Consider the following 19,475-nt stretch of genomic DNA (forward strand, 5'->3'; position numbering starts at 1 on the left):
ACCCGGCGACCTCCGACAGCCGCACCACCTCGGTAGGCAGCGCGGCGATCTTCCGCTTCCTGCGCCCGGTGTGCTACCAGGCGCTGCCGCAGGGGCTCTTGCCCGAGCCGCTCAGGGACGGCAACCCCTGGGGCGTGTCGCGCCTGGTCGACGGCAAGCGCGAGGCCTGACACATGAACCACGAGCTGAGAACGAGCCTGCTTCCCGAGGACAGCGAGCATGCGCTGCTGGTCGGTCGCGTCTGGCGTGATGGCGCAGGCTCGATGCCATCCGGCCCCGCCCTGGTGGTGGTGCGCCGGGGCGAAGCCATCGACATTTCCGCACACGGCGACTGCATGGCCGACCTGCTCGACCGCGACGACGTCATCGATTTCGTCCGACGCGTCGATGGCGAATCGCTGGGCCCGGCCGTCGCCCTGTTGGAAAACTCCCTGGCCGAACCGCCGCGCTCGCCCTACCTGCTTGCACCATGCGACGTGCAGGCGATCAAGGCTTGCGGCGTGACCTTCGCCGTGAGCCTGCTGGAGCGGGTGATCGAGGAGCAGGCCGGGGGCGACGCGGCCAAGGCCGCCGTGCTGCGTGCCGAACTCAACGAAATGATCGGCCGGGACTTGTCGCGCATCGCCCCCGGCTCCGACGAGGCCATGGCGCTGAAGGCGGCGCTGCAGGCACGCGGCGCCTGGTCGCAGTACATGGAGGTGGGTCTCGGCCCCGACGCCGAGGTGTTCACCAAGGCGCAGCCGCTCTCGTCGGTAGGCTTCGGGGCGCGCGTTGGCCTGCACCTGGCTTCGCAGTGGAACAACCCCGAGCCCGAGATCGTGCTGGCGGTGGACGCCCGGGGCGAGCCCAAGGGCGCCACGCTCGGCAACGACGTCAACCTGCGTGATATCGAGGGCCGCAGCGCGCTGCTGCTGGGCAAGGCCAAGGATAACAACGCCTCCTGCGCCATCGGTCCCTTCATTCGTCTGTTCGACGAACGCTTCACGATGGACAGCGTACGCCAGGCCCACGTCACGCTGCGCATCGAGGGCGAGGACGACGGTTTCCTGCTCGAAGGCGAGAGCGACATGCGCGAGATCAGCCGCGACCCGCTCGACCTGGTGCGCCAGACCGTCGGTGCACATCACCAGTACCCAGACGGCTTCATGCTGTTCCTCGGCACCATGTTCTCGCCGATCCAGGATCGCGACGGCGCGGGCCAGGGTTTCACCCACCACATCGGCGATCGCGTGACCATTGCCACCCCGGCGCTGGGCGGCCTGGTCAATCGCGTCGATCGCTCGGATCGCCTGCCACCTTGGTCCTTCGGCATTCGCGCCTGGCTGGCGCACCGCCGCTAGGCGTTATCGAAGAGGGCTGCGCAGCGACAAGGCGTCCTTCTCGCCTTGTCGCTGCGACCTAGGCAGCATTGCCTATATGTTGAACATATGGCACTTTATGTGGCGAATCATTGACATGAGCCGCCATGACTGACAAGTCCCCCAAGCGTCCCGCCAAGACCGCCCGCCCCAGCGTGGTGGAACATCTCGCCGAAGCCATCTTTTCCGGCCGCTACCAGCCCGGGGACTTCGTTCCCAAGGAGATCGACCTGTGCCAGCAGTTCGACATCAACCGTTCGGCGGTAAGAAGCGATCTGCGCCAGCTGGTCGATGTCGGCATCATCGCGCGCATCTCCGGTCACGGCTCCAAGGTTCGCGATTACGAGGCGTGGAATATTCTCGACCCCTCGGTCACCGAATGGATGACCCGCTATGCCTCGCCCAACCCACGCATCCAGCGTGAGATCCTCGCCTTTCGCCTGGACGTCGAGCCCTACGTGGCGATGACCGCGGCGAAGCGCGCCAAGGCGCGCGACCTGGTGGCGATCGAAGAGGCCCTGGAGGGCATGGGGCGGTGCCTGAAGGCCGCCACCCCGGAGGAGCGGCGCCAGTACAGCGACTACGACGTCGCCTTTCATGTGGCGATCTTCAAGGCCAGCCACAACATCGTCTGGTCGCAGCTGTCGCACATCCTGCGACCGTCGATCCATCTGCTCATCGAGACGTCCAACGACAGTACCGCGGACCCCGAAGCGAGCTTCGAACGACACCGACAGGTAATGGAGGCGATCCGCACCCGCCGGCCTCGCGAGGCCTTCCAGGCCGCCCGCGCCGTGCTGCAGGGCACCGCCGATGCGCTAGGCATCGAACCCGGCGACGGTACGCTGGGCGACTGGCTGGAGCCCGCCTAGGCCGCCCAGCGTGACGCAACGAATGCAGGCGATGCCAGGCCGCGAACTCCTGGTGCCACGCGGAACAGGGCTCCCGCCAAGGCTTCCTGCTCGCGCTCGAAGGCTGCCGTGGTGATGAACAGCTGGTCCAGCTCGGGCCCGCCGAAGGCGCAGGATGTTACCCGCGAGGCGGGCAGGATCAGGGTCTCGTCCAGTGCCCCGTCGGGCAGGAAACGACTGACACGCCCCCCGCCCCAGTGGGCGATCCACAGGCCGCCCTCGGCGTCGCAGGTCATACCGTCCGGGTACCCCTGGGTACCTGAGAAGTGCAGGTGCTCGCGCTTGCCGGACAGCTCGCCCGCGGCGGACAGATCGAAGGCGTAGACGACCCCGGCTGCCGTGTCGCTGTGATAGAGCGTCCTGCCGTCGGGGCTGACGGCGGGACCGTTGGCCACAGCGTAGCCGCGGTCGACGCAGCGCAGGCCCTCGGCATCGAGGCAGTAGAGAGACCCCTGGCCCGGTTCGCCAGTCTCGCTCATCGAGCCGAACCAGAGCCGCCCTCGGTCGTCGACCGCCGCGTCGTTGAACCGGTTGCCCGCCGGCTCGTCGGGCGTGGTCCAGGCGTTGACGATGTACGGGCCGTCTTCGTCGAGACGCAGGTGCACCAACCGTGAGGCGAGTGCCGCGATGAAGCCGTCGCCGTCGTCGCGCGGCGCCAGCCAGCAGCACGCCTCGTCGAGCGACCAGCCGCGGGTCTCGCCGCGGGCAGCGTCGTGCACATGCAGCATGCCTTTCAGGATGTCGACGAACAGCAGTTGACCGGCTTCTCCCCGTGCGGGACACCACAGCGGGCCTTCGCCCAGCTGCGCCCTACCTCGCCATACGCATTCGATCATCGAGCCGTCGACCATGCGCCGCTCGCCTCCCGCTCGGTTCAATGCGAATGCCTCGGCACTTCGGCGCCGCGACACCCGACCAGGAAGTCGAAGTCGCAGCCTTCGTCGGCCTGCAGCACCCGCTCGATGTAGAGCTGGCGGTAGCCTCCGTCGCTGGCGATCCGGCTCGACTGGGCGGTGGGGTCGCTCTCGGCCAGGCGCGCCTCGAGCTCGGCGTCGCTGATGTCCAGGTGCAAGGTGCCGGCATCGCAGTCGAGCTCGATCCAGTCGCCATCGCGCACCGCGGCGAGCGGTCCGCCGGCGGCGGCCTCGGGAGCCACGTGCAACACCACGGTGCCGTAGGCGGTACCGCTCATGCGCGCATCGGAGATGCGCACCATGTCGGTCACGCCCTGTTCGAGCAGCTTGGCGGGCAGGCCCATATTGCCGACCTCGGCCATGCCGTGATAGCCGCGCGGCCCGCAGTTCTTCATCACCAGCACGCTGCCGGCGTCGACCTCGAGGTCGGGATCGTTGATACGCTGCTTGTAGTGATCGAAGTCATCGAAGACCACGGCTCGCCCGCGATGCCGCATCAGTTCCGGGCTCGCCGCCGAGGGCTTGAGCACCGCCCCGCGCGGTGCCAGGTTGCCGCGCAACACGCACATGCCGCCATCCTCGCGCAGAGGATTGTCCAGCGGACGGATCACCTCGTCGTTGTAGAGCGGCGCGTCCTTGACGTTGTCCCACAGGGCCTTGCCGTTGACCGTCAGCGCGTCCTTGTGCGGCAGGCGGTCGGCCTCGCCCAGCCGACGCAGCACCGCAGGCAGGCCGCCGGCATAGTAGAACTCCTCCATCAGGAAGCGCCCCGACGGCTGCAGGTCGACGATGGTCGGCGTATCCCGACCGACTCGGCTCCAGTCGTCGAGGTCGAGCTCCACCCCGATGCGCCCGGCGATGGCCTTGAGGTGAATCACGGCGTTGGTCGAGCCGCCGATCGCGGCGTTGGTGCGAATGGCGTTCTCGAAGGCCTGCTTGGTCAGGACCTTGGAGAGCGTGAGATCCTCTTCGACCATCTCGACGATACGATTGCCGGAGAGATGCGCCAGCACGTAGCGCCGCGCGTCCACTGCGGGTATCGCCGCATTATGCGGTAATGAAACGCCAAGCGACTCGGCCATGCAGGCCATGGTCGAGGCGGTACCCATGGTGTTGCAGGTGCCCGCCGAGCGCGACATGCCGGCCTCGGCGGCCATGAATTCGTGGATCGAGATCTTGCCGGCCTTGACCTGCTCGGAGAGTTGCCAGACCACGGTGCCCGAGCCGATGTCCCTGCCCTCATGCTTGCCGTTGAGCATGGGCCCGCCGGTAACCACGATGGTGGGAATGTCGCAGCTTGCCGCGCCCATCAGCAGCGCCGGCGTGGTCTTGTCACAGCCCACCAGCAGTACCACCGCATCCAGCGGGTTGCCGCGGATCGACTCCTCGACGTCCATGCTCGCCAGGTTGCGGGTGAACATCGCCGTGGGCCGCAGCAACGACTCACCGTTGGAGAAAACGGGAAACTCCACCGGATAGCCGCCCGCTTCCAGCACACCCTTCTTGACGTGTTCGGCAAGCTTGCGGAAGTGCGCGTTGCAGGGCGTGAGTTCGGACCAGGTGTTGCAGATGCCGATGATCGGCTTGCCCTCGAACTCATGGTCCGGAATGCCCTGGTTCTTCATCCAGCTGCGGTACATGAAGCCGTTCTTGTCGGCGGTGCCGAACCACTGGGCGCTGCGCAAGGGACGCTTGCGGTCGGTCATACGAGGTCTCCTGAAACCGAAGGATCATGCACGCTGGCGTCGGGTCTGCTTCCAGCGGTCAAACATCACCGCCAGCAGCAGGATCGCGCCGCGTACCAGGTACTGATAGAAAGTGGGAACGTTGAGCAGGCCCATGGCATTCTGCACGCAGCCCATGATCAGCACGCCGACCAACACGCCGGTGATGGTGGCCACGCCGCCCGAAAGCGCCACGCCGCCGAGCACGCAGGCCGAGATCACCGCGAGCTCCAACCCCATGGAGGTGTTGGGATCGCCCAGCCCCATGCGCGAGGTGAGCAGTACGCCGGCAATGCCGGCCACCACGCCCTGCAGGCCGAAGACGATGATCTTGAGACGCCGCACGTTGACCCCAGCCAGCGCCGCCGCCTCGGCGTTGCCGCCGGTGGCCAGCACGTTGCGCCCGAACGCGGTCATGTTGAGCAGCACACCGAAGATCACGAAGCAGGCGATCATGGTCCACACCGGCAGCGTCAGGCCGAGGAAGGAGGCGCTGCCGAGATCGAAGAACTCGGGCACGGTGATCATCACCGCATCGCCGCCAGAGGTGATGTAGGCCAGGCCGCGCACGAATTCCATGGCGGCGAGCGTGGCGATCAGCGAATTGATACCGAACTTCGCCACCACGAAGCCGTTGAATGCCCCTACCGCGCCCCCGGCGAGCACGCCTCCGAGCACGCCGATCATCACGCTGCCCGAGGCCGAGGTGACCACGGCCGCGACCACGCCAGCGAAGGCGACGATGGACGCCACCGACAGATCGACCTCGCCCAGCGCCAGCACCATCATCATGGTGGTGGCGATGGTACCGATCAGGGTGATGGAGAGCAGCAGGCCCACCATGTTGCGCCCGGTGAGGAAGCCTGGGATGAACACCGCCAACGCGACGAACAGAATCACGAAGATGGCGATCAGCCCGGACGTATCGAGCAAGGTGCGCAGGGGCTTGGGCAGCCCCCGGCGCGGGGGAGCTGCCGTCGTGCTGCCGTCTCCCCCTGCGAGTTTATGGGTGGTCATGTGAAATCCCTCTGAGTGCACTTGTCGTTATGGCTTTCGGAAGATCAGGCGGGCAGCGCCAGCCCCAGCAGGCGCTCCTGGGTGGCCTCTCGGCGCGGCACGATGTCGACCAGCGCACCGTCGCGCATCACGCCGATGCGGTCGCAGATGGAGCTCACTTCGGCCAGGTCGCTGGAGATCACGACGACGCTCTTGCCCTGTTCGGTCAGCTCGAAGAGCAGGTTGTAGATGTCGCGGCGAGCGCCCACGTCGATGCCGCGAGTGGGCTCGTCCATTACGAACAGGTCGATCTTCTCGGACAGCCAGCGCGCCAGGATCACCTTCTGCTGGTTGCCGCCGGAGAGCGAGCCGATCGGCGTGCGTGGCCCCGGCGTCTTGATGCTCAGACGTCGGATGTAGTCCTCGGCATTGGCACGTTCGCGCCGCGGGTCGCGCAGCAACCCCCAGCGCTTGAAGAAGCGCCGGCAGCTGATGTTGAGGTTGTCGGCCACGCTGGCGACGGGAAAGATGCCCTGCGACTTGCGATCCTCGGGGCACATAGCGATGCCCCGGCGGATCGCCTCGCCGGGGCTGGCGAAGCGTCGCGCCACGCCCTGGAAGCGCACCTCGCCCGACTTGGCGGTCTCGGCGCCGCACACCAGCCGCATCAGTTCGCTGCGCCCTGCCCCGACCAGACCGAACAGGCCGAACACTTCGCCGCGCTTCACCTCGAAGCTCACGGGCGCTTTCAGTCCCATGCCCTCGATGGCATCGATCTCGAGCATCACCTCGCCCTGCTCGCGCTCGCGATAGCCGTAGACATCCTCGATATCGCGACCGACCATCTCGCTGACCAGGGTGTCGTGATCGAGCGCATCGAGGCTCTCGTGGGTGCGAATGTGCTTGCCGTCGCGGAACACGGTGACCGCATCGCACATCTTGAAGACCTCTTCCATGCGATGGGTGACGTACAGCACCACGCGGCCCTCGTCGCGCAGCCGGGCGACGATGCGCTCGAGCTGGCGCGTCTCCTGCACCGACAGGCTGCTGGTCGGCTCGTCGAAGGCGATGATGCGGGCATCGCGCAGCAGCGCACGACCGATCTCGATCATCTGCTGCTGGCCGATGGAGAGATCGCGTACCTTGGTCGAGGGGTGGATGCTGCCTTCCCCAAGCTCCTCGAGCATGCGCATCGCCCGCTCACGCAGCCGCCGCCGGTCGATGAAGCCGCGCGTCGCCGGCAGCTGGCCGAGCAGGAGGTTTTCGGCCACCGACATGTTGGGCGCCAGCGTCAGCTCCTGGTAGATGATGGCGATACCCTGCCCCAGCGCCTCGCGGGCGTTAGCGAACACATGGCGCTCGCCGTCGATCCACAGCGCCCCTTCCGTGACCCGGTTGACCCCGCTGAGTACCTTGAGCAGTGTCGACTTGCCGGCGCCGTTCTCGCCCATCAGTGCATGCACCTGGCCAGCGCGGACGCCGAAGCTGACCTTGTCGAGCGCCCGCACGCCGGGGAAGACCACGCTGATGCCGTCGAAACGAAGATAGGGTTCGGTCATGTCGCTCTCCCGCTCACCGTGATGCAGCACGTTACAGCCCGAGTTCGGCGCGTACGTCCTGCCAGTTGTCGCGCGTCATCAGGGTGCCTGAGGTTTCGGTGTTGGCCGGCGGTTCCTCGCCTTCGGTGATCCAGCGATAGAGGCTCTCCGCCGTCTGGCGCCCATGTTGGGTGGAACTCACCGCCACGGTGCCGTGGAAGCCCGTCGGGTTGCTGCGCGAGAATTCGGCGAAGGCCGCACCGGAGCCGTTGATGCCCACGCCGATAACATCCTCGGCGGCAAGACCGTATTGCTCGGTGGCGCGCACGCCGCCCAGCACGCTCTCTTCGTTGAGGGCGTAGATGATCCAGTGCTCGAACTCGCCGCGCTGGGAGATGACTGGCGAGGCGGCCGAGAAGGCGCTACTGGTATCGGTGTTTTGCTGAGGTGCATCGAAGACATTCTCGGCGGGGAAACCCCACTCGACCAGCGCATCGGTGGCACCGTCAGTGCGCTCCTTGGCGGTGGGCAGTTCATTGTTGGTGATGCGCAGTGCCGCGACCTCCTGCGGGTCCCAGCCGCGGGCCTCCATCTCGGCGGCTATGGCCTCGCCGACCTGCTGGCCGATCTTGTAGCCCGACATGCCCAGGTGCGGCACCTCCTCCATGGGCTCACCGTCACTGCCCACGAAGCGGTCGTCCACCGTGACCACCTTCATGCCGTACTGGTTGGCACGATTCATGATGGCCGGCCCCAGTCGCACGTCGGGCGGGCAGATGACGAAGCCCTGGGCGCCCTGGGAGTTGAGGTTGTCGATGGCGCTCAGTACCTCCTGGCCATCCTCACCTCCCAGTCGGACGACGCTAAAGCCCAGCTCCTCGCCGGCCTGCGTGGCAGCTTCCTGCTCGTTGATGAACCAGGCCTGCTCGGGTTTCTTGACGATGAAACCTATCTTGACGTCCTCTTCGGCCGCTTGTGTCGCGCTGACGGATCCGAGCGCCAGGCCGGCACTCAGGGCCAGACGAGTGAAGGTCGTTGTGAAAGTCATGGCGTACTCCTAAGTCTCTTCGGGGGTCTTGTTGTTGATGTTCGGGACTCTTGGGTCACGAGCCCGGAGCTTCTTCCTGGGCGGAGAACCGGTAGATTGTGCGCGTGCGATAGGTCTCCCCCGGCTCGAGAATCGTCGAGGGAAAGTTGGCCTGGTTGGGGGAATCAGGGTAGTGCTGAGTCTCCAGCGCGAATCCGGATCGGTGCTCGTAGGCCTGCCCTTGTTTGCCCGTCAGGTCGCCTGCAAGGAAATTGCCTGAGTAGAACTGGATGCCCGGCTCGGTCGTGCTGATTTCCAGCAGGCGTCCGCTGTCGGGCTCCCACACCCTGGCGGCCAGTAAGGCATCGCCAGAGGAGGCGTCTTGCCTGGCGAGTACGAAGTTGTGATCGTAGCCCTTGCCGAAGGTCAACTGCTCGTTGTCCTGCTCGATGCGTTCACCGATCGGCGTCGGCTGGGTAAAGTCGAATGGCGTACCTTCGACCGGGCGAATCTCGCCGGTGGGGATCAAGGTGTCGTCCACCGGGGTAAAAGCATCGGCGTTGATCATCATGTAATGATCGAGAATGCTGCCGCTGCCCTCCCCCTCGAGATTGAAATAGCTGTGCTGCGTGAGGTTGACCGGAGTCGCCTTGTCGGTCGTGGCCCGGTAGTCGACGACCAACTCATCGGCAGCGGTCAGGGTGTAGGTCACTTGCGTTTCCAGCCTGCCCGGATAGCCTTCCTCGCCATCCTCGCTGGTATAGCTGAGCACGAGCCCGGCACCTTCGTCGTTCTCGAACGGCTCCGCCTGCCACAGCACCTTGTCGAGTCCCTGCTGGCCACCGTGCAGATGGTTGTCGCCATCATTGGTCGCCAGGGAATAGGTTTCTCCGCCGAGAGAGAAGCGGCCGTCGGCGATGCGATTGCCGTAGCGCCCGATCAACGCGCCGAAGTAGGGATTGGCCTGACGATAGGTATCGGAGAGGTAGGCTTCCAGCGAGTCGAAGCCCAATGCAATGTCGTCGAACTCGCCATGTTTATCGGGCGTCTTCAACGACACGATGATGCCGCCATAGTTGATGACACGCATCTCGATGCCGTTCGCGTTGGCGATACGATAGACGTCGACGGTGCGACCGTCGGGAAGCTCGCCGAACGTCGCCTTTTCCAAGGTTCCTGCCCTCCGATCGTCGCCGCCGTCGGCGGCAGGGTCTTCGGCCTGTGCCGCCGCTATCAACAGTACGGCGGCTCCCGCACCCAGCGTCAGTCGTGAGAAAGGGGATGTGAATGGCATGATCGTCTCCTGCCGGCTGCCAACCGGATTGTTGTTATCGGCAACGCGTTGGGTCCCGTTGCCATGGCACGGCTTACGTTAGCCGGACGCAACATAACCAACCAATGCCAAAACCAGCCAGGTTTGATATGTTTTTTGCTATCATTTCATCGGGAGTACGGCTGCCATGGGCGTTCTGGGTGACGACTGGTTTCTTCGCGTTCGACTAAAGTTGCGCCATTTCCAGTTGTTTCTCGCCCTGGACGAACTGCGTAATCTGCATCGCGCCGCTGCCAGGCTCGGCATGAGTCAGCCCGCCGCATCCAAGCTGCTGGCTGATATCGAGTCACAGTTGGACGTTAAGCTCTTCGAGCGTCATGCCCGTGGCCTTACCCCCAACTGGTATGGGGAGGTCATGATTCGCCATGCGCGCACCATGCTCTCCGAGCTGCGCCATACCGGCGAGGAGCTGAATGCCCTACGTGCGGGTAATGCGGGAATGGTGGCGGTCGGCACGGTCATGGCACCTGCGGTGACCCTGCTGACCAGTGCTATCGAGCGGGTTCACCGCGATCGGCCCAGGCTGCGGGTCAGTGTCGACGTCAACGTCAGTCAGGTACTGATCCCGCGCCTGCTGGAGGGGGAGTTCGATTTCGCCATCACGCGCATTCCCGCCGGATTCCCGGCGGAGCGCTTCGTGTTCGAGGAGATCGGCGAGGAAGACATCTGCTTCGTATGTCGCGAAGGCCACCCGCTGACGGGGTGCTCGCCGCTGACACTGCGGGACATGGCGGCCTACCCCTGGTCGCTTCAGCCGCCGGGCGCCCTGATGCGCCAGCGGGTCGACCGGCTGTTCCTGCATCACGGGGTCTCGCTGCCTGCCCAGATCGTCGATACCCCCGACGTGCTGGTTTCCCTGGCCCTGGTCGACAAGTCGGACACCATCACCGCCACCACCCGCGAGGTGGCGGGCTTGCTGTGCGCCCCCCAGCGTTTCCGCATCCTTCCCTTTCGCGAGGTCCTCAGCGTTCAGCCCTATGGTCTGGTGAGCCTGCGCGACCAGCGCCTGTCACCCGGCGCCGGCGCGCTGATGGGCACGCTGCGCGAGATCATTGCGCATCGCAGTGGGCTCGACCGCCCCCGCGCAGCGCCCGCATGATTTCACTCCACGAAAGCTTCCACGGCTTCGCGCCGGGCAGCGAGGCAGGCATCCGCCACGTGCCGCAGGGGAGCCAGATCCACGTCTCGCTGCCGATCCCGAATCAGCTCGGCAAACCGGGCGTAAAGTCCGGGATACTCGCGCTCCTCGGCGACGAGCACGCAGCGGCCGTCGATTTCCAGCCGGCAGCCTCCCTGCAGCAGGCTGAGCCGCCCCGCCTCGGTTTCGACGTGGATGCTCCAGATCGGCGGGCTGGGCTGACGAAAATCGAAGTCGGCCACGATCGGCGCGCCCTCGGCATCGCTGAAGGTCAGCGCCGCGGCGATCGGCGCCTGGCAGTTGCTCGGCACCCATAGCTGCGCGTCACGCAGGAAAAAGGCGCGCGGCAGTATCTCGGTGGCGATCGACAGCGCATTGATTCCGGGGTCGAACACCCCCATGCCGCCCGGCTCCCAGATCCACGCCTGACCGGGGTGCCACACTCGGACGTCCTCGCGCCAGTCGATCTCGACCCGCCGTATGCGCTGCTCCCGCAGCCACTCGCGGGCCTGTCCCACGGCCGGGGCGAAGCGTGAATGCCAGGCCGCGAAAAGCGTGCAGCCCTGACGCTCGGCCAGTGCAACGAGATCCTCGACCTCGCTCAGGGTGGCGCCGGGCGGTTTCTCCAGTAGCACGCTCTTGCCCCGTTCCAGGGCGATACGCGCCTGGGAATAGCGCAGGTGCGTCGGCGTGCAGATGGCCACCGCCATCAGCTCCGGCCGAGCGTCGAGCATGGCGGGCAACGAGTCGTATCCCGGCACGCCGTCCAGCCGCGCCACGGGATCCGCGGTGGCGACCAGTCGCAATTCGTCCACCGCGTCGATCGCCGCCAGATGCTGGTCGCGAACGATCTTGCCGACCCCTACCAGGCCTATTTCGATGCTCTGCATTGCCAAGTCCTTTGGTTCGGATGGCGAGACGACACGTCTCACCAGGATGAGTGACACGACTAAAGTCTATGTTGAACATGAACTGTATATGTTCAACATATAAGCAGCCCGTAACAATAAACAACCCCTGGAGCCCGTATGCTCAATCTCGAACACCGCCTCATCCTCGCTGGCTCGGCGCTGCTGCTGGGCCTGTCCTCCGCCCAGGCGGCGGAATACGAATGGTCCTTCCAAGCCTCGGAGACCTCCGGCGAGCCCAGCTTCAAGATCAAGCAGGAGTGGGCCGAGCGAATCTCGCGTATGACCGACGGCCGCATCGAGATCGAGGTCATGCCGATCAACGCCGTGGTCGGCCCCACCGAGACGCTGGACGCGGTAAGTTCAGGCATTCTGCAGGGTCACATGACCGATCCCAGCTACTTCTCGGGCCAGGACCCGGCGTTCGGCATGCTGGGCAACCTGGTGGGTGCCTGGCAGAACCCCTACGACTTTCTCGAGTACATGAAGCACGGCGGCGGCGAGGACCTCTACAACGAGCTGGTCGAACCCTACGGCGTGCACCTGATCGGCGCGGCCACCTTCCCGCTGGAGTCGGTGCCTTCCACCGTTCCGATCGAGACGCTGGAGGACTTCGAGGGCTTAAAGATCCGCGCCCCGCAGGGCATGGTCTACAACGTCTTCGAGCGCATCGGCGCCAGCCCCGTCAACCTGCCCGGCTCCGAAGTCTATACCGCGTTGGAGAAGAAGGTCATCGATGCCGCCGACTCCACCGTGCTCTCCAACAATGATGCCATGGGGCTACACGCCTTTGCCCCCTACCCGCTGTACCCGGGCTTCCATTCGATGCCGATGATCGCCGTGTCGATCAACAAGCAGATCTGGGACGACCTGCCCGAGGATCTGCAAGCGACTCTCGAGACCGCCTTCGACGGCATGGCCTACGACCTGATCGCACGTCTCAAGGCCCAGGACATCGAGACCCTGCAGCGTCTGCAGGAGGACCCGGACGTTCATCCCTTCGACCTCCCCGCCGAGGAGCGCCGCAAGTTCAGCGCCGCTGCGGAACAAGAGTGGCAGGAATGGGCCGGCGAGAACGAGATGACGCAGAAGATCTACGACTCGGCGACCGCCTTCCTGCGCTCGCGCAACCTGCTCTGAACCACGCACCGGCAACCGACGCGGGCCGCCAGCTTCTGGCGGCCCGCAACGCCTATCGAGACTCGCCATGTCGCAGCAACAACATGACCCCAAGCCCCTGCCCGAACAGGAACTCGCCGACATCGTGGAGCAGGTCGAGGATGTCTCGCCCGAGCGTAACGGCCTCGACCGCCTGGTGTCGCGAGGCGCCCGGGGCGCCGCCTGGATGATTCTGCTGGCCATGGCTATCAGCGTGGTCGAAGTGTTCCTGCGCTATGGCTTCAACTCCCCGACTTCCTGGGTGCACGAGAGCGTGGTGTTTCTTATCGCCATCAGCTTCGCGCTGGGCGGCCCCGCCGCCCTGGCACGTAACAGCCACATCCGAGTCAAGGTGCTCTACGACAACGTCGGCCCCAGCCTCAGGGGTTGGATGGATCGCTTCAACGACCTGGTGACCCTGGGCTTCTGCCTGGCCATGAGCTACGCCGCCTTCCATATGTTCTGGCGCGCCTCGCACAACCCGCTCGGCGAGTGGCGCCTCGAGCGCTCCGGCACCTCGTGGAACCCGCCCTTTCCGGCCATGGTCAAGGGAGTGATCCTGTTCGCCCTGGCGCTGATGACGCTGCAGGCCCTGCTGCATCTGATCCAGTCGCTGCGGGCTCGCCCCGGTCGGGAGGTGCGCTGATGGATATCTCGACCGCGACGCTATTAATGGTCGGCGCCATCTTCGCCCTGCTCGTCACCGGCCTGCCGCTGGCCTTCATTACCGGCCTGGTGGCGATGGCCTTCACCTTCGGCTGGTTCGGAGAGACCGCCCTGCCGCTGGTGACCAGCCGGGTATACGGTTTCATCACCGAGTATTCGCTGGTGGCGGTGCCGATGTTCGTGCTGATGGCCTCGCTGCTCGACCGCTCCGGAATTGCCAAGGACCTGTTCAACGCCATGCGTGTGTTCGCCGGCCGCCTGCCCGGCGGCGTGGCGGTGCAGACCATCGTGGTCGCCTTCTTCCTGGCGGCGCTGTCGGGGATCATTGGCGGCGAGATCGTGCTGCTGGGCATCCTGGCGCTGCCGCAGATGCTGCGCCTGGGCTATGACAAACACCTGTCGATCGGCGTGGTTTGCGCCGGCGGCGCGCTGGGGACCATGATGCCGCCGTCAATCGTGCTGATCATCTACGGCCTGATCGCCAGCGTCTCCATCGCCGAGCTGTTCACTGCTGCGATCACGCCCGCCGTGATCCTGATGGGTTCCTATATCGCCTACGTGCTGGTGCGCTGCCTGAAGAACCCCGACATGGGTCCGCCGCTGACCGAAGAGAGTCAGGACAATCCCTTTGCCGGTAAGCTCGACGCCGCCAAGGCGGTGCTGTTGCCGGGACTGATCGCCTTTCTCGTGCTCGGCACCATCTACGGTGGTATCGCCTCGGTCACCGAGGCGGCGGCCATGGGCGTGTTCGGGGTGATCCTGGCCATTGCAGTGCGACGCGAATTCTCGCTGGGTATGCTGCATCACAGCCTGGGCCAGACGCTCAACACCTGCGGCATGATCATCTGGATCGGTATCGGCGCCGCCGCGCTGGTGGGCGTCTATAACCTGATGGGCGGCAATCGCTTCGTCTCGGGCCTGATTCTCGGTCTCGAGGTGGCACCGATCGTCGTCATCCTGGTGATGATGGGCATCATGCTGGTGCTCGGGCTGTTCCTCGACTGGATCGGCATCGCCATGCTCGCCCTGCCGATCTTCCTGCCCATCGTCACGCAGCTGGGCTTCGACCCGATCTGGTTCGGCATCCTGTTCGCCGTGAACATGCAGGTCTCCTTCCTGTCACCGCCGTTCGGCCCGGCGGCGTTCTATCTCAAGAGCGTGGCGCCCCCGGAGGTCAGCCTGAAGGACATCTATGTCTCGGTGCTGCCGTTCATGTTCATCCAGCTCTGCGTGCTGGCCGCCCTGCTGATGTGGCCTCAGTTGGCCATCTGGCCGCTCTAGACCGCGACGTCCTCACACGACAGCCCACACGCTAGCCCTCAAGGTACGATCGATGAGAACACAACAACTGACTTATCTGGAGAAGGTCGGGTTCGGCAGCGGCGATATGGCGATCAATATCGTCATCTCCTCCATGTTTCTGATCATTTCGTATTTCTATACCGATATTTTCGGCCTCAAGCCCAGCCACATGGGAATCCTCTTCCTGGTGGCGCGCCTGGTGGATGCGATCACCGATCCCCTGATGGGCCTCGTCACGGACAGGTTCAATAGCCGACGCGGGCGCTATCGGCCCTACTTCCTGATCTTCTCGGTGCCGTTCGGGATCTCGGTGCTGCTGCTCTTCACCACACCCGACTGGAGCTACAACGCCAAGCTGGTCTGGGCATATTCGACCTATCTCTTCGTCACGCTCATGTTCACCTCGGTGACCATTCCCTACATCTCGCTGATCGGGGTGCTGACACCGGACCCCAAGGATCGGCTGTCGGCTAACGGGTATCGCCTGTTCTTCGCCAAGATCGCCGCCTTCCTGGTCACCATCATCGTGCCGAAGCTCGCCGAGTTCGTGGGCGGGGACAATCTGGCGCTGGGCTACCAGGTCTCGATGGGGCTGATGGGCGGGCTCGCCACGCTGCTGTTCCTGTTCTGCTACTTCACCACGACCGAGCGGGTACAGCACACGATCGACGACAAGCCGCTAAAGCAGCAATTCGGCGTGCTCATGAGAAATGACCAATGGCTGATCCTGTGCGCCGTCTGCTTCACGGGAACGCTCGGCTACGTCATCCGCAGCTCGGTGGCGGCCTATTACGCCAAATACTATCTCGGCGCCGACGCCACGATGCTGTCGGCGTTCCTGACCGTGGGCGTCACGGCCGCGATACTCGCCATGGTGGCCTCGACCTGGATCACCAAGCGCTATTGCAAGATCCGGCTCTTCCGCTGGAGCCAGCTTGCCGTCGGGGCACTGAGCGTCATCATGTTCATTGCCGTGCGCCCCGGCGACATCGTGCCGGCCTTCATCTTGTACTTCCTCATCTCCTTCGTCGTCGACCTGCACGCTCCGGTCTTCTGGTCGGCCATCGCCGAGTCGGTGGATTACGGCGAAGCCAAGACCGGGCGGCGCGTCTCCGGCCTGGCCTTCGGCGGCATTTCCTTCTTTCAGAAAGCCGGCATGGGGGCCGCCGGGTTCCTGGTGGGCACGCTGCTGACCTATTTCAACTACGAGCCCAACGTCGAGCAGAGCGCTTTCACGTTGACGGGGATCGCCCTGATGCTCTCCCTCATTCCCGGACTCTTCCATACGTTGATGGGTAGCCTGATGTTCAAGTACCGCATCACAGACCGCTACTACGAGGACATGAAGGCGGGCAAATTGCGCGACTCGGCATTGACCGAGGCGACCCCGCGGCCGCTATGACCGCTCACGTATCGCATGGCAAACCAGGAAGGCAGCGAGACACAATGACGACGATGACTCCCTTGATCGAACAACGCGCGGACCCGTTCATCCACCGGCACGAGGACGGCTTCTATTACTTCACCGCCTCCGTGCCGGAGTACGACCGCCTGGAGCTACGCCGGGCGCCGAGCGTCGAGGCGCTCGCCGAGGCCACGCCGGTCAGCGTGTGGCACAAGCCCGACTCCGGCCCGTTGAGCGAGCTGATCTGGGCGCCGGAGCTGCATCATCACGACGGCCGCTGGTATCTCTATTTTGCCGCGGCCCCGAGCCGGGAAATCCGCGATGGCCTGTTCCAGCATCGCATGTACGTCATCAGCACCGAGGCAGCCGATCCCCTGACCGGGACCTGGAGCGCGCCGACACGAATCGAAACCGGCATCGACAGTTTTTGCCTCGATGCCACCACGTTCGACCATGACGGGACGCTCTACTACCTCTGGGCGCAGAAGTCGCCCGAGATTCCGGGCAACTCCAATCTCTACATTGCCCCCATGCGGACCCCCGAGACGCTGGCGGCGGCCCCGGTCCGCCTGAGTATTCCCGAGTTCGAGTGGGAGACCCGCGGCTTCAGCGTCAACGAGGGGCCGGCCGTTCTGTGTCGTCATGGCCGCGTGTTCCTCACCTATTCGGCGAGCGCCACCGACGAGAACTACTGCATGGGCATGCTGTGGGCGGATGCCGGCGCCGACCTGCTCGACCCGACCAGCTGGACCAAATCGCCGGTGCCGGTGTTCGTGAGCGACCCGCCCAACGCCCTCTTCGGACCGGGCCACAATAGCTTTACCGTGGCCGAAGACGGCCAAACCGACCTGCTGGTGTACCACGCGCGCACCTATACCGAGATCGAAGGCGACCCGCTCTGGGATCCCAACCGGCACACCTACGTCAAGCGGATTCATTGGGACGCGGATGGCTTCCCCCTGTTCGGCAGACCGTCGTCCCACGACTGATTCGCACCATCCCTTACCTTGAGGAAGCTGAACCATGCGTTTGATTCAATGCGAACACCAAGGCCAGGTCCGTGCGGCCCGGGTCGAAAGCGACCGTGAGGTTCGCCTGCTCGACGCCGACACCTATACCCTGGCCCACCGCGCCATCGCGGCAGGCCAGTCGCTGAGCGATGCCGTCGAGGCGGCGCTGACCGAGACCCGCCTCGACTACCAGCGACTGGTCGACGAGAAACGCCTGCTGCCGCCGCTGACCCACCCCGACCCGGCGCACTGCCTCGTGACCGGCACCGGCCTCACCCACCTGGGCAGCGCCGACACGCGCTCGGCCATGCATGCGAAAACACAGGTGAGTGAAACGGAACTCACCGACTCCATGCGCATGTTCAAGCTGGGCGTGGAAGGCGGCAAGCCGGAAGTGGGCAGCGTCGGCGCCCAACCTGAGTGGTTCTACAAGGGCGATGGTGCCTGCGTGGTGGCCCCCGAAGCGGAGATCCCCGTGCCGCATTTCGCCGAGGATGCCGGCGAGGAGCCGGAGCTGGCCGGGCTCTACGTGATCGGCGACGACGGCCAGCCCTGGCGGGTCGGCTACGCCATCGGCAACGAATTCTCCGACCATGTGACCGAGCGCTTCAACTACCTGTGGCTGGCCCACTCCAAACTGCGTGCCTGCAGCTTCGGCCCGGAACTATTAGTAGGTGAGCTACCTGCTCACCTGGAGGGCGTCAGCCGTATCGTGCGTGACAACGAGACGGTATGGGAGAAACCCTTCCTCACTGGTGAGGCCAACATGGCGCACAGCCTGGCCAACCTCGAGCACCATCACTTCAAATATGTCGGTTTCCGCCGGCCCGGCGACGTACATGTGCATTTCTTCGGCACCGCGACCCTGAGCTTCGCCGATGACATTCGCACCCGCGAGGGTGACCGTTTCGAGATCAGCCTCGCCGATTTCGGCCGTCCGCTGCGCAATCCACTACGCTTTGAAGCGGACAGCGCGCCTATCGACGTGAAATCGCTCTGACTGCAAATAGCAAGGAGTTCGACATGACCCTGGAAGGCAAGTTACTCATTGGCCAGGACGCCGTCAGCGGCAGTTCCAAGCCCATCAACGCCATCAACCCGGCCACCAACGAGACCCTCGAGCCGACCTACGTGGGCGGCACCACCGCCGAGGTCGAGCGCGCCTGCGAACTCGCCGAGACGGCCTTTGCCACGTATCGCGAGACTTCCCTCGAGGAACGCGCGGTATTTCTCGAAACCATCGCCAGCGAGATCGAAGGCATTGGCGATGAACTGATCGAGCGCGCCATGGCCGAGTCCGGCCTGCCCAAGGCCCGCCTGGAAGGCGAGCGCGGCCGTACCTGCGGCCAGCTGCGCCTGTTCGCTTCCGTGGTGCGCGCCGGCGAGTGGCTCGATGTGCGCATCGACCCGGCCATGCCGGATCGTCAGCCGATGCCGCGCGCCGACCTGCGCCAGCGCCATATCGGTCTGGGCCCGGTCGCCGTGTTCGGCGCCAGCAACTTCCCGCTGGCCTTCTCGGTCGCCGGGGGCGATACCGCCTCGGCCTTGGCCGCCGGGTGTCCGGTGATCGTCAAGGGCCACTCCGCCCACCCCGGCACCTCCGAACTGGTCGGCCGTGCGGTGCAGCGTGCGGTGAAAGCGTGCGGTCTGCCCGAAGGCACCTTCTCGCTGCTGTTCGGCTCGGGCAACGAGATCGGCCAGGCGCTGGTCGCCGATCCGCGCATCCAGGCGGTGGGCTTCACCGGCTCCCGCGGCGGCGGCACCGCGCTGATGAAGACCGCCCAGTCGCGTCCGCAGCCGATCCCGGTATATGCCGAAATGAGCTCGATCAACCCGGTGTTCCTGATGCCCGAGGCGCTCAAGGCGCGCGGCAAGCAGATCGCCGAAGGCTTCGTCGGCTCGCTCAACATGGGCGCGGGTCAGTTCTGCACCAACCCCGGCCTGGTGATTGCGGTCAAGGGCGCCGAACTCGAGGCCTTCGTCGAGGCCGCGGCCGATGCCGTCAAACAGAGCGCCGCCCAGACCATGCTCACCCCGGGCATCCACGGCGCCTACCAGCAGGGCGTGGGCCGGCTTTCCAGCAATAG

Annotated in this window: 17 protein-coding genes and 1 pseudogene; 11 read left to right on the plus strand and 7 right to left on the minus strand. The window is 65.1% G+C overall.

The genetic code is table 11. The features are described from left to right. The 3 genes and pseudogenes from CYJ07_RS19720 to CYJ07_RS19730 form a co-directional block, all read left to right on the plus strand. Nucleotides 1-170 (plus strand): annotated as a pseudogene (locus CYJ07_RS19720) (aldehyde dehydrogenase (NADP(+))); the annotation flags it as partial. Nucleotides 171-173: 3 nt separating this feature from the next. Then, nucleotides 174-1,340, plus strand: a complete 1,167-nt coding sequence (locus tag CYJ07_RS19725) for a fumarylacetoacetate hydrolase family protein (RefSeq protein WP_104205406.1) — start codon at nucleotides 174-176, stop codon at nucleotides 1,338-1,340. A gap of 125 nt (nucleotides 1,341-1,465) precedes the next feature. Further along, nucleotides 1,466-2,230 carry a FadR/GntR family transcriptional regulator gene (locus CYJ07_RS19730; protein WP_104205407.1) on the plus strand — a complete coding sequence of 255 codons (765 nt, stop codon included), beginning with the start codon at nucleotides 1,466-1,468 and terminating at the stop codon, nucleotides 2,228-2,230. Here CYJ07_RS19730 and CYJ07_RS19735 read toward each other — a convergent pair. From CYJ07_RS19735 to CYJ07_RS19760, 6 genes are read right to left on the minus strand one after another with little or no spacing between them, the layout of a single operon-like run. Beyond that, a complete protein-coding gene (locus tag CYJ07_RS19735; RefSeq protein WP_231489703.1) occupies nucleotides 2,227-3,147 on the minus strand; it encodes an SMP-30/gluconolactonase/LRE family protein in 921 nt (306 codons plus the stop codon). The genes CYJ07_RS19730 and CYJ07_RS19735 overlap by 4 nt on opposite strands. After that, nucleotides 3,144-4,889, minus strand: a complete 1,746-nt coding sequence (locus tag CYJ07_RS19740; protein ID WP_104205409.1) for an IlvD/Edd family dehydratase — start codon at nucleotides 4,887-4,889, stop codon at nucleotides 3,144-3,146. The genes CYJ07_RS19735 and CYJ07_RS19740 overlap by 4 nt, the downstream gene beginning before the upstream one ends. 24 nt (nucleotides 4,890-4,913) lie before the next feature. Beyond that, nucleotides 4,914-5,924: an L-arabinose ABC transporter permease AraH gene (gene araH / locus CYJ07_RS19745; RefSeq protein ID WP_104205410.1), complete on the minus strand. Its 1,011-nt coding sequence runs from the start codon at nucleotides 5,922-5,924 to the stop codon at nucleotides 4,914-4,916. Between the two features lie 44 nt (nucleotides 5,925-5,968). Continuing rightward, the gene (gene araG, locus CYJ07_RS19750; RefSeq protein WP_104205411.1) at nucleotides 5,969-7,462 is read right to left on the minus strand and encodes an L-arabinose ABC transporter ATP-binding protein AraG; all 1,494 of its coding nucleotides are present in this window, start codon (nucleotides 7,460-7,462) and stop codon (nucleotides 5,969-5,971) included. Between the two features lie 31 nt (nucleotides 7,463-7,493). Continuing rightward, the gene (locus tag CYJ07_RS19755) at nucleotides 7,494-8,489 is read right to left on the minus strand and encodes an arabinose ABC transporter substrate-binding protein (RefSeq protein WP_104205412.1); all 996 of its coding nucleotides are present in this window, start codon (nucleotides 8,487-8,489) and stop codon (nucleotides 7,494-7,496) included. Nucleotides 8,490-8,544: 55 nt separating this feature from the next. Further along, nucleotides 8,545-9,762, minus strand: a complete 1,218-nt coding sequence (locus CYJ07_RS19760) for an aldose epimerase family protein (RefSeq protein ID WP_104205413.1) — start codon at nucleotides 9,760-9,762, stop codon at nucleotides 8,545-8,547. A 166-nt stretch (nucleotides 9,763-9,928) separates the two neighbouring features. On the opposite strand from CYJ07_RS19760, the gene CYJ07_RS19765 reads away from it, so the two are divergent. Further along, the gene (locus tag CYJ07_RS19765; protein ID WP_104205414.1) at nucleotides 9,929-10,900 is read left to right on the plus strand and encodes a LysR substrate-binding domain-containing protein; all 972 of its coding nucleotides are present in this window, start codon (nucleotides 9,929-9,931) and stop codon (nucleotides 10,898-10,900) included. Between the two features lie 2 nt (nucleotides 10,901-10,902). Here the strand turns inward: CYJ07_RS19765 and CYJ07_RS19770 are convergent, their stop codons facing one another. Continuing rightward, nucleotides 10,903-11,829: a Gfo/Idh/MocA family protein gene (locus CYJ07_RS19770; protein WP_104205415.1), complete on the minus strand. Its 927-nt coding sequence runs from the start codon at nucleotides 11,827-11,829 to the stop codon at nucleotides 10,903-10,905. 138 nt (nucleotides 11,830-11,967) lie between these two features. Between CYJ07_RS19770 and CYJ07_RS19775 the strand changes: the two genes are divergently transcribed. The 7 genes from CYJ07_RS19775 to CYJ07_RS19805 all read left to right on the plus strand — a co-directional run. Beyond that, nucleotides 11,968-12,987, plus strand: a complete 1,020-nt coding sequence (locus CYJ07_RS19775; protein ID WP_104205416.1) for a TRAP transporter substrate-binding protein — start codon at nucleotides 11,968-11,970, stop codon at nucleotides 12,985-12,987. Nucleotides 12,988-13,054: 67 nt separating this feature from the next. Continuing rightward, nucleotides 13,055-13,651, plus strand: a complete 597-nt coding sequence (locus tag CYJ07_RS19780; protein WP_104205417.1) for a TRAP transporter small permease subunit — start codon at nucleotides 13,055-13,057, stop codon at nucleotides 13,649-13,651. Continuing rightward, nucleotides 13,651-14,952 carry a TRAP transporter large permease gene (locus CYJ07_RS19785; protein ID WP_104205418.1) on the plus strand — a complete coding sequence of 434 codons (1,302 nt, stop codon included), beginning with the start codon at nucleotides 13,651-13,653 and terminating at the stop codon, nucleotides 14,950-14,952. Before CYJ07_RS19780 ends, CYJ07_RS19785 begins: the two co-directional genes overlap by 1 nt. A gap of 52 nt (nucleotides 14,953-15,004) precedes the next feature. Then, nucleotides 15,005-16,375, plus strand: a complete 1,371-nt coding sequence (locus CYJ07_RS19790) for an MFS transporter (protein ID WP_104205419.1) — start codon at nucleotides 15,005-15,007, stop codon at nucleotides 16,373-16,375. Nucleotides 16,376-16,419: 44 nt separating this feature from the next. Beyond that, on the plus strand, nucleotides 16,420-17,367 hold the full coding sequence (locus CYJ07_RS19795; RefSeq protein ID WP_104205420.1) for a glycoside hydrolase family 43 protein: 948 nt from the start codon (nucleotides 16,420-16,422) through the stop codon (nucleotides 17,365-17,367). A 34-nt stretch (nucleotides 17,368-17,401) separates the two neighbouring features. Further along, on the plus strand, nucleotides 17,402-18,388 hold the full coding sequence (gene araD1, locus CYJ07_RS19800; protein WP_104205421.1) for an AraD1 family protein: 987 nt from the start codon (nucleotides 17,402-17,404) through the stop codon (nucleotides 18,386-18,388). Nucleotides 18,389-18,411: 23 nt separating this feature from the next. Beyond that, on the plus strand, nucleotides 18,412-19,475 hold a 1,064-nt coding region (locus CYJ07_RS19805; RefSeq protein ID WP_104205422.1), incomplete at its 3' end, for an aldehyde dehydrogenase (NADP(+)).

Source organism: Billgrantia saliphila, from assembly GCF_002930105.1.
Taxonomy (GTDB): Bacteria; Pseudomonadota; Gammaproteobacteria; order Pseudomonadales; family Halomonadaceae; genus Halomonas; species Halomonas saliphila.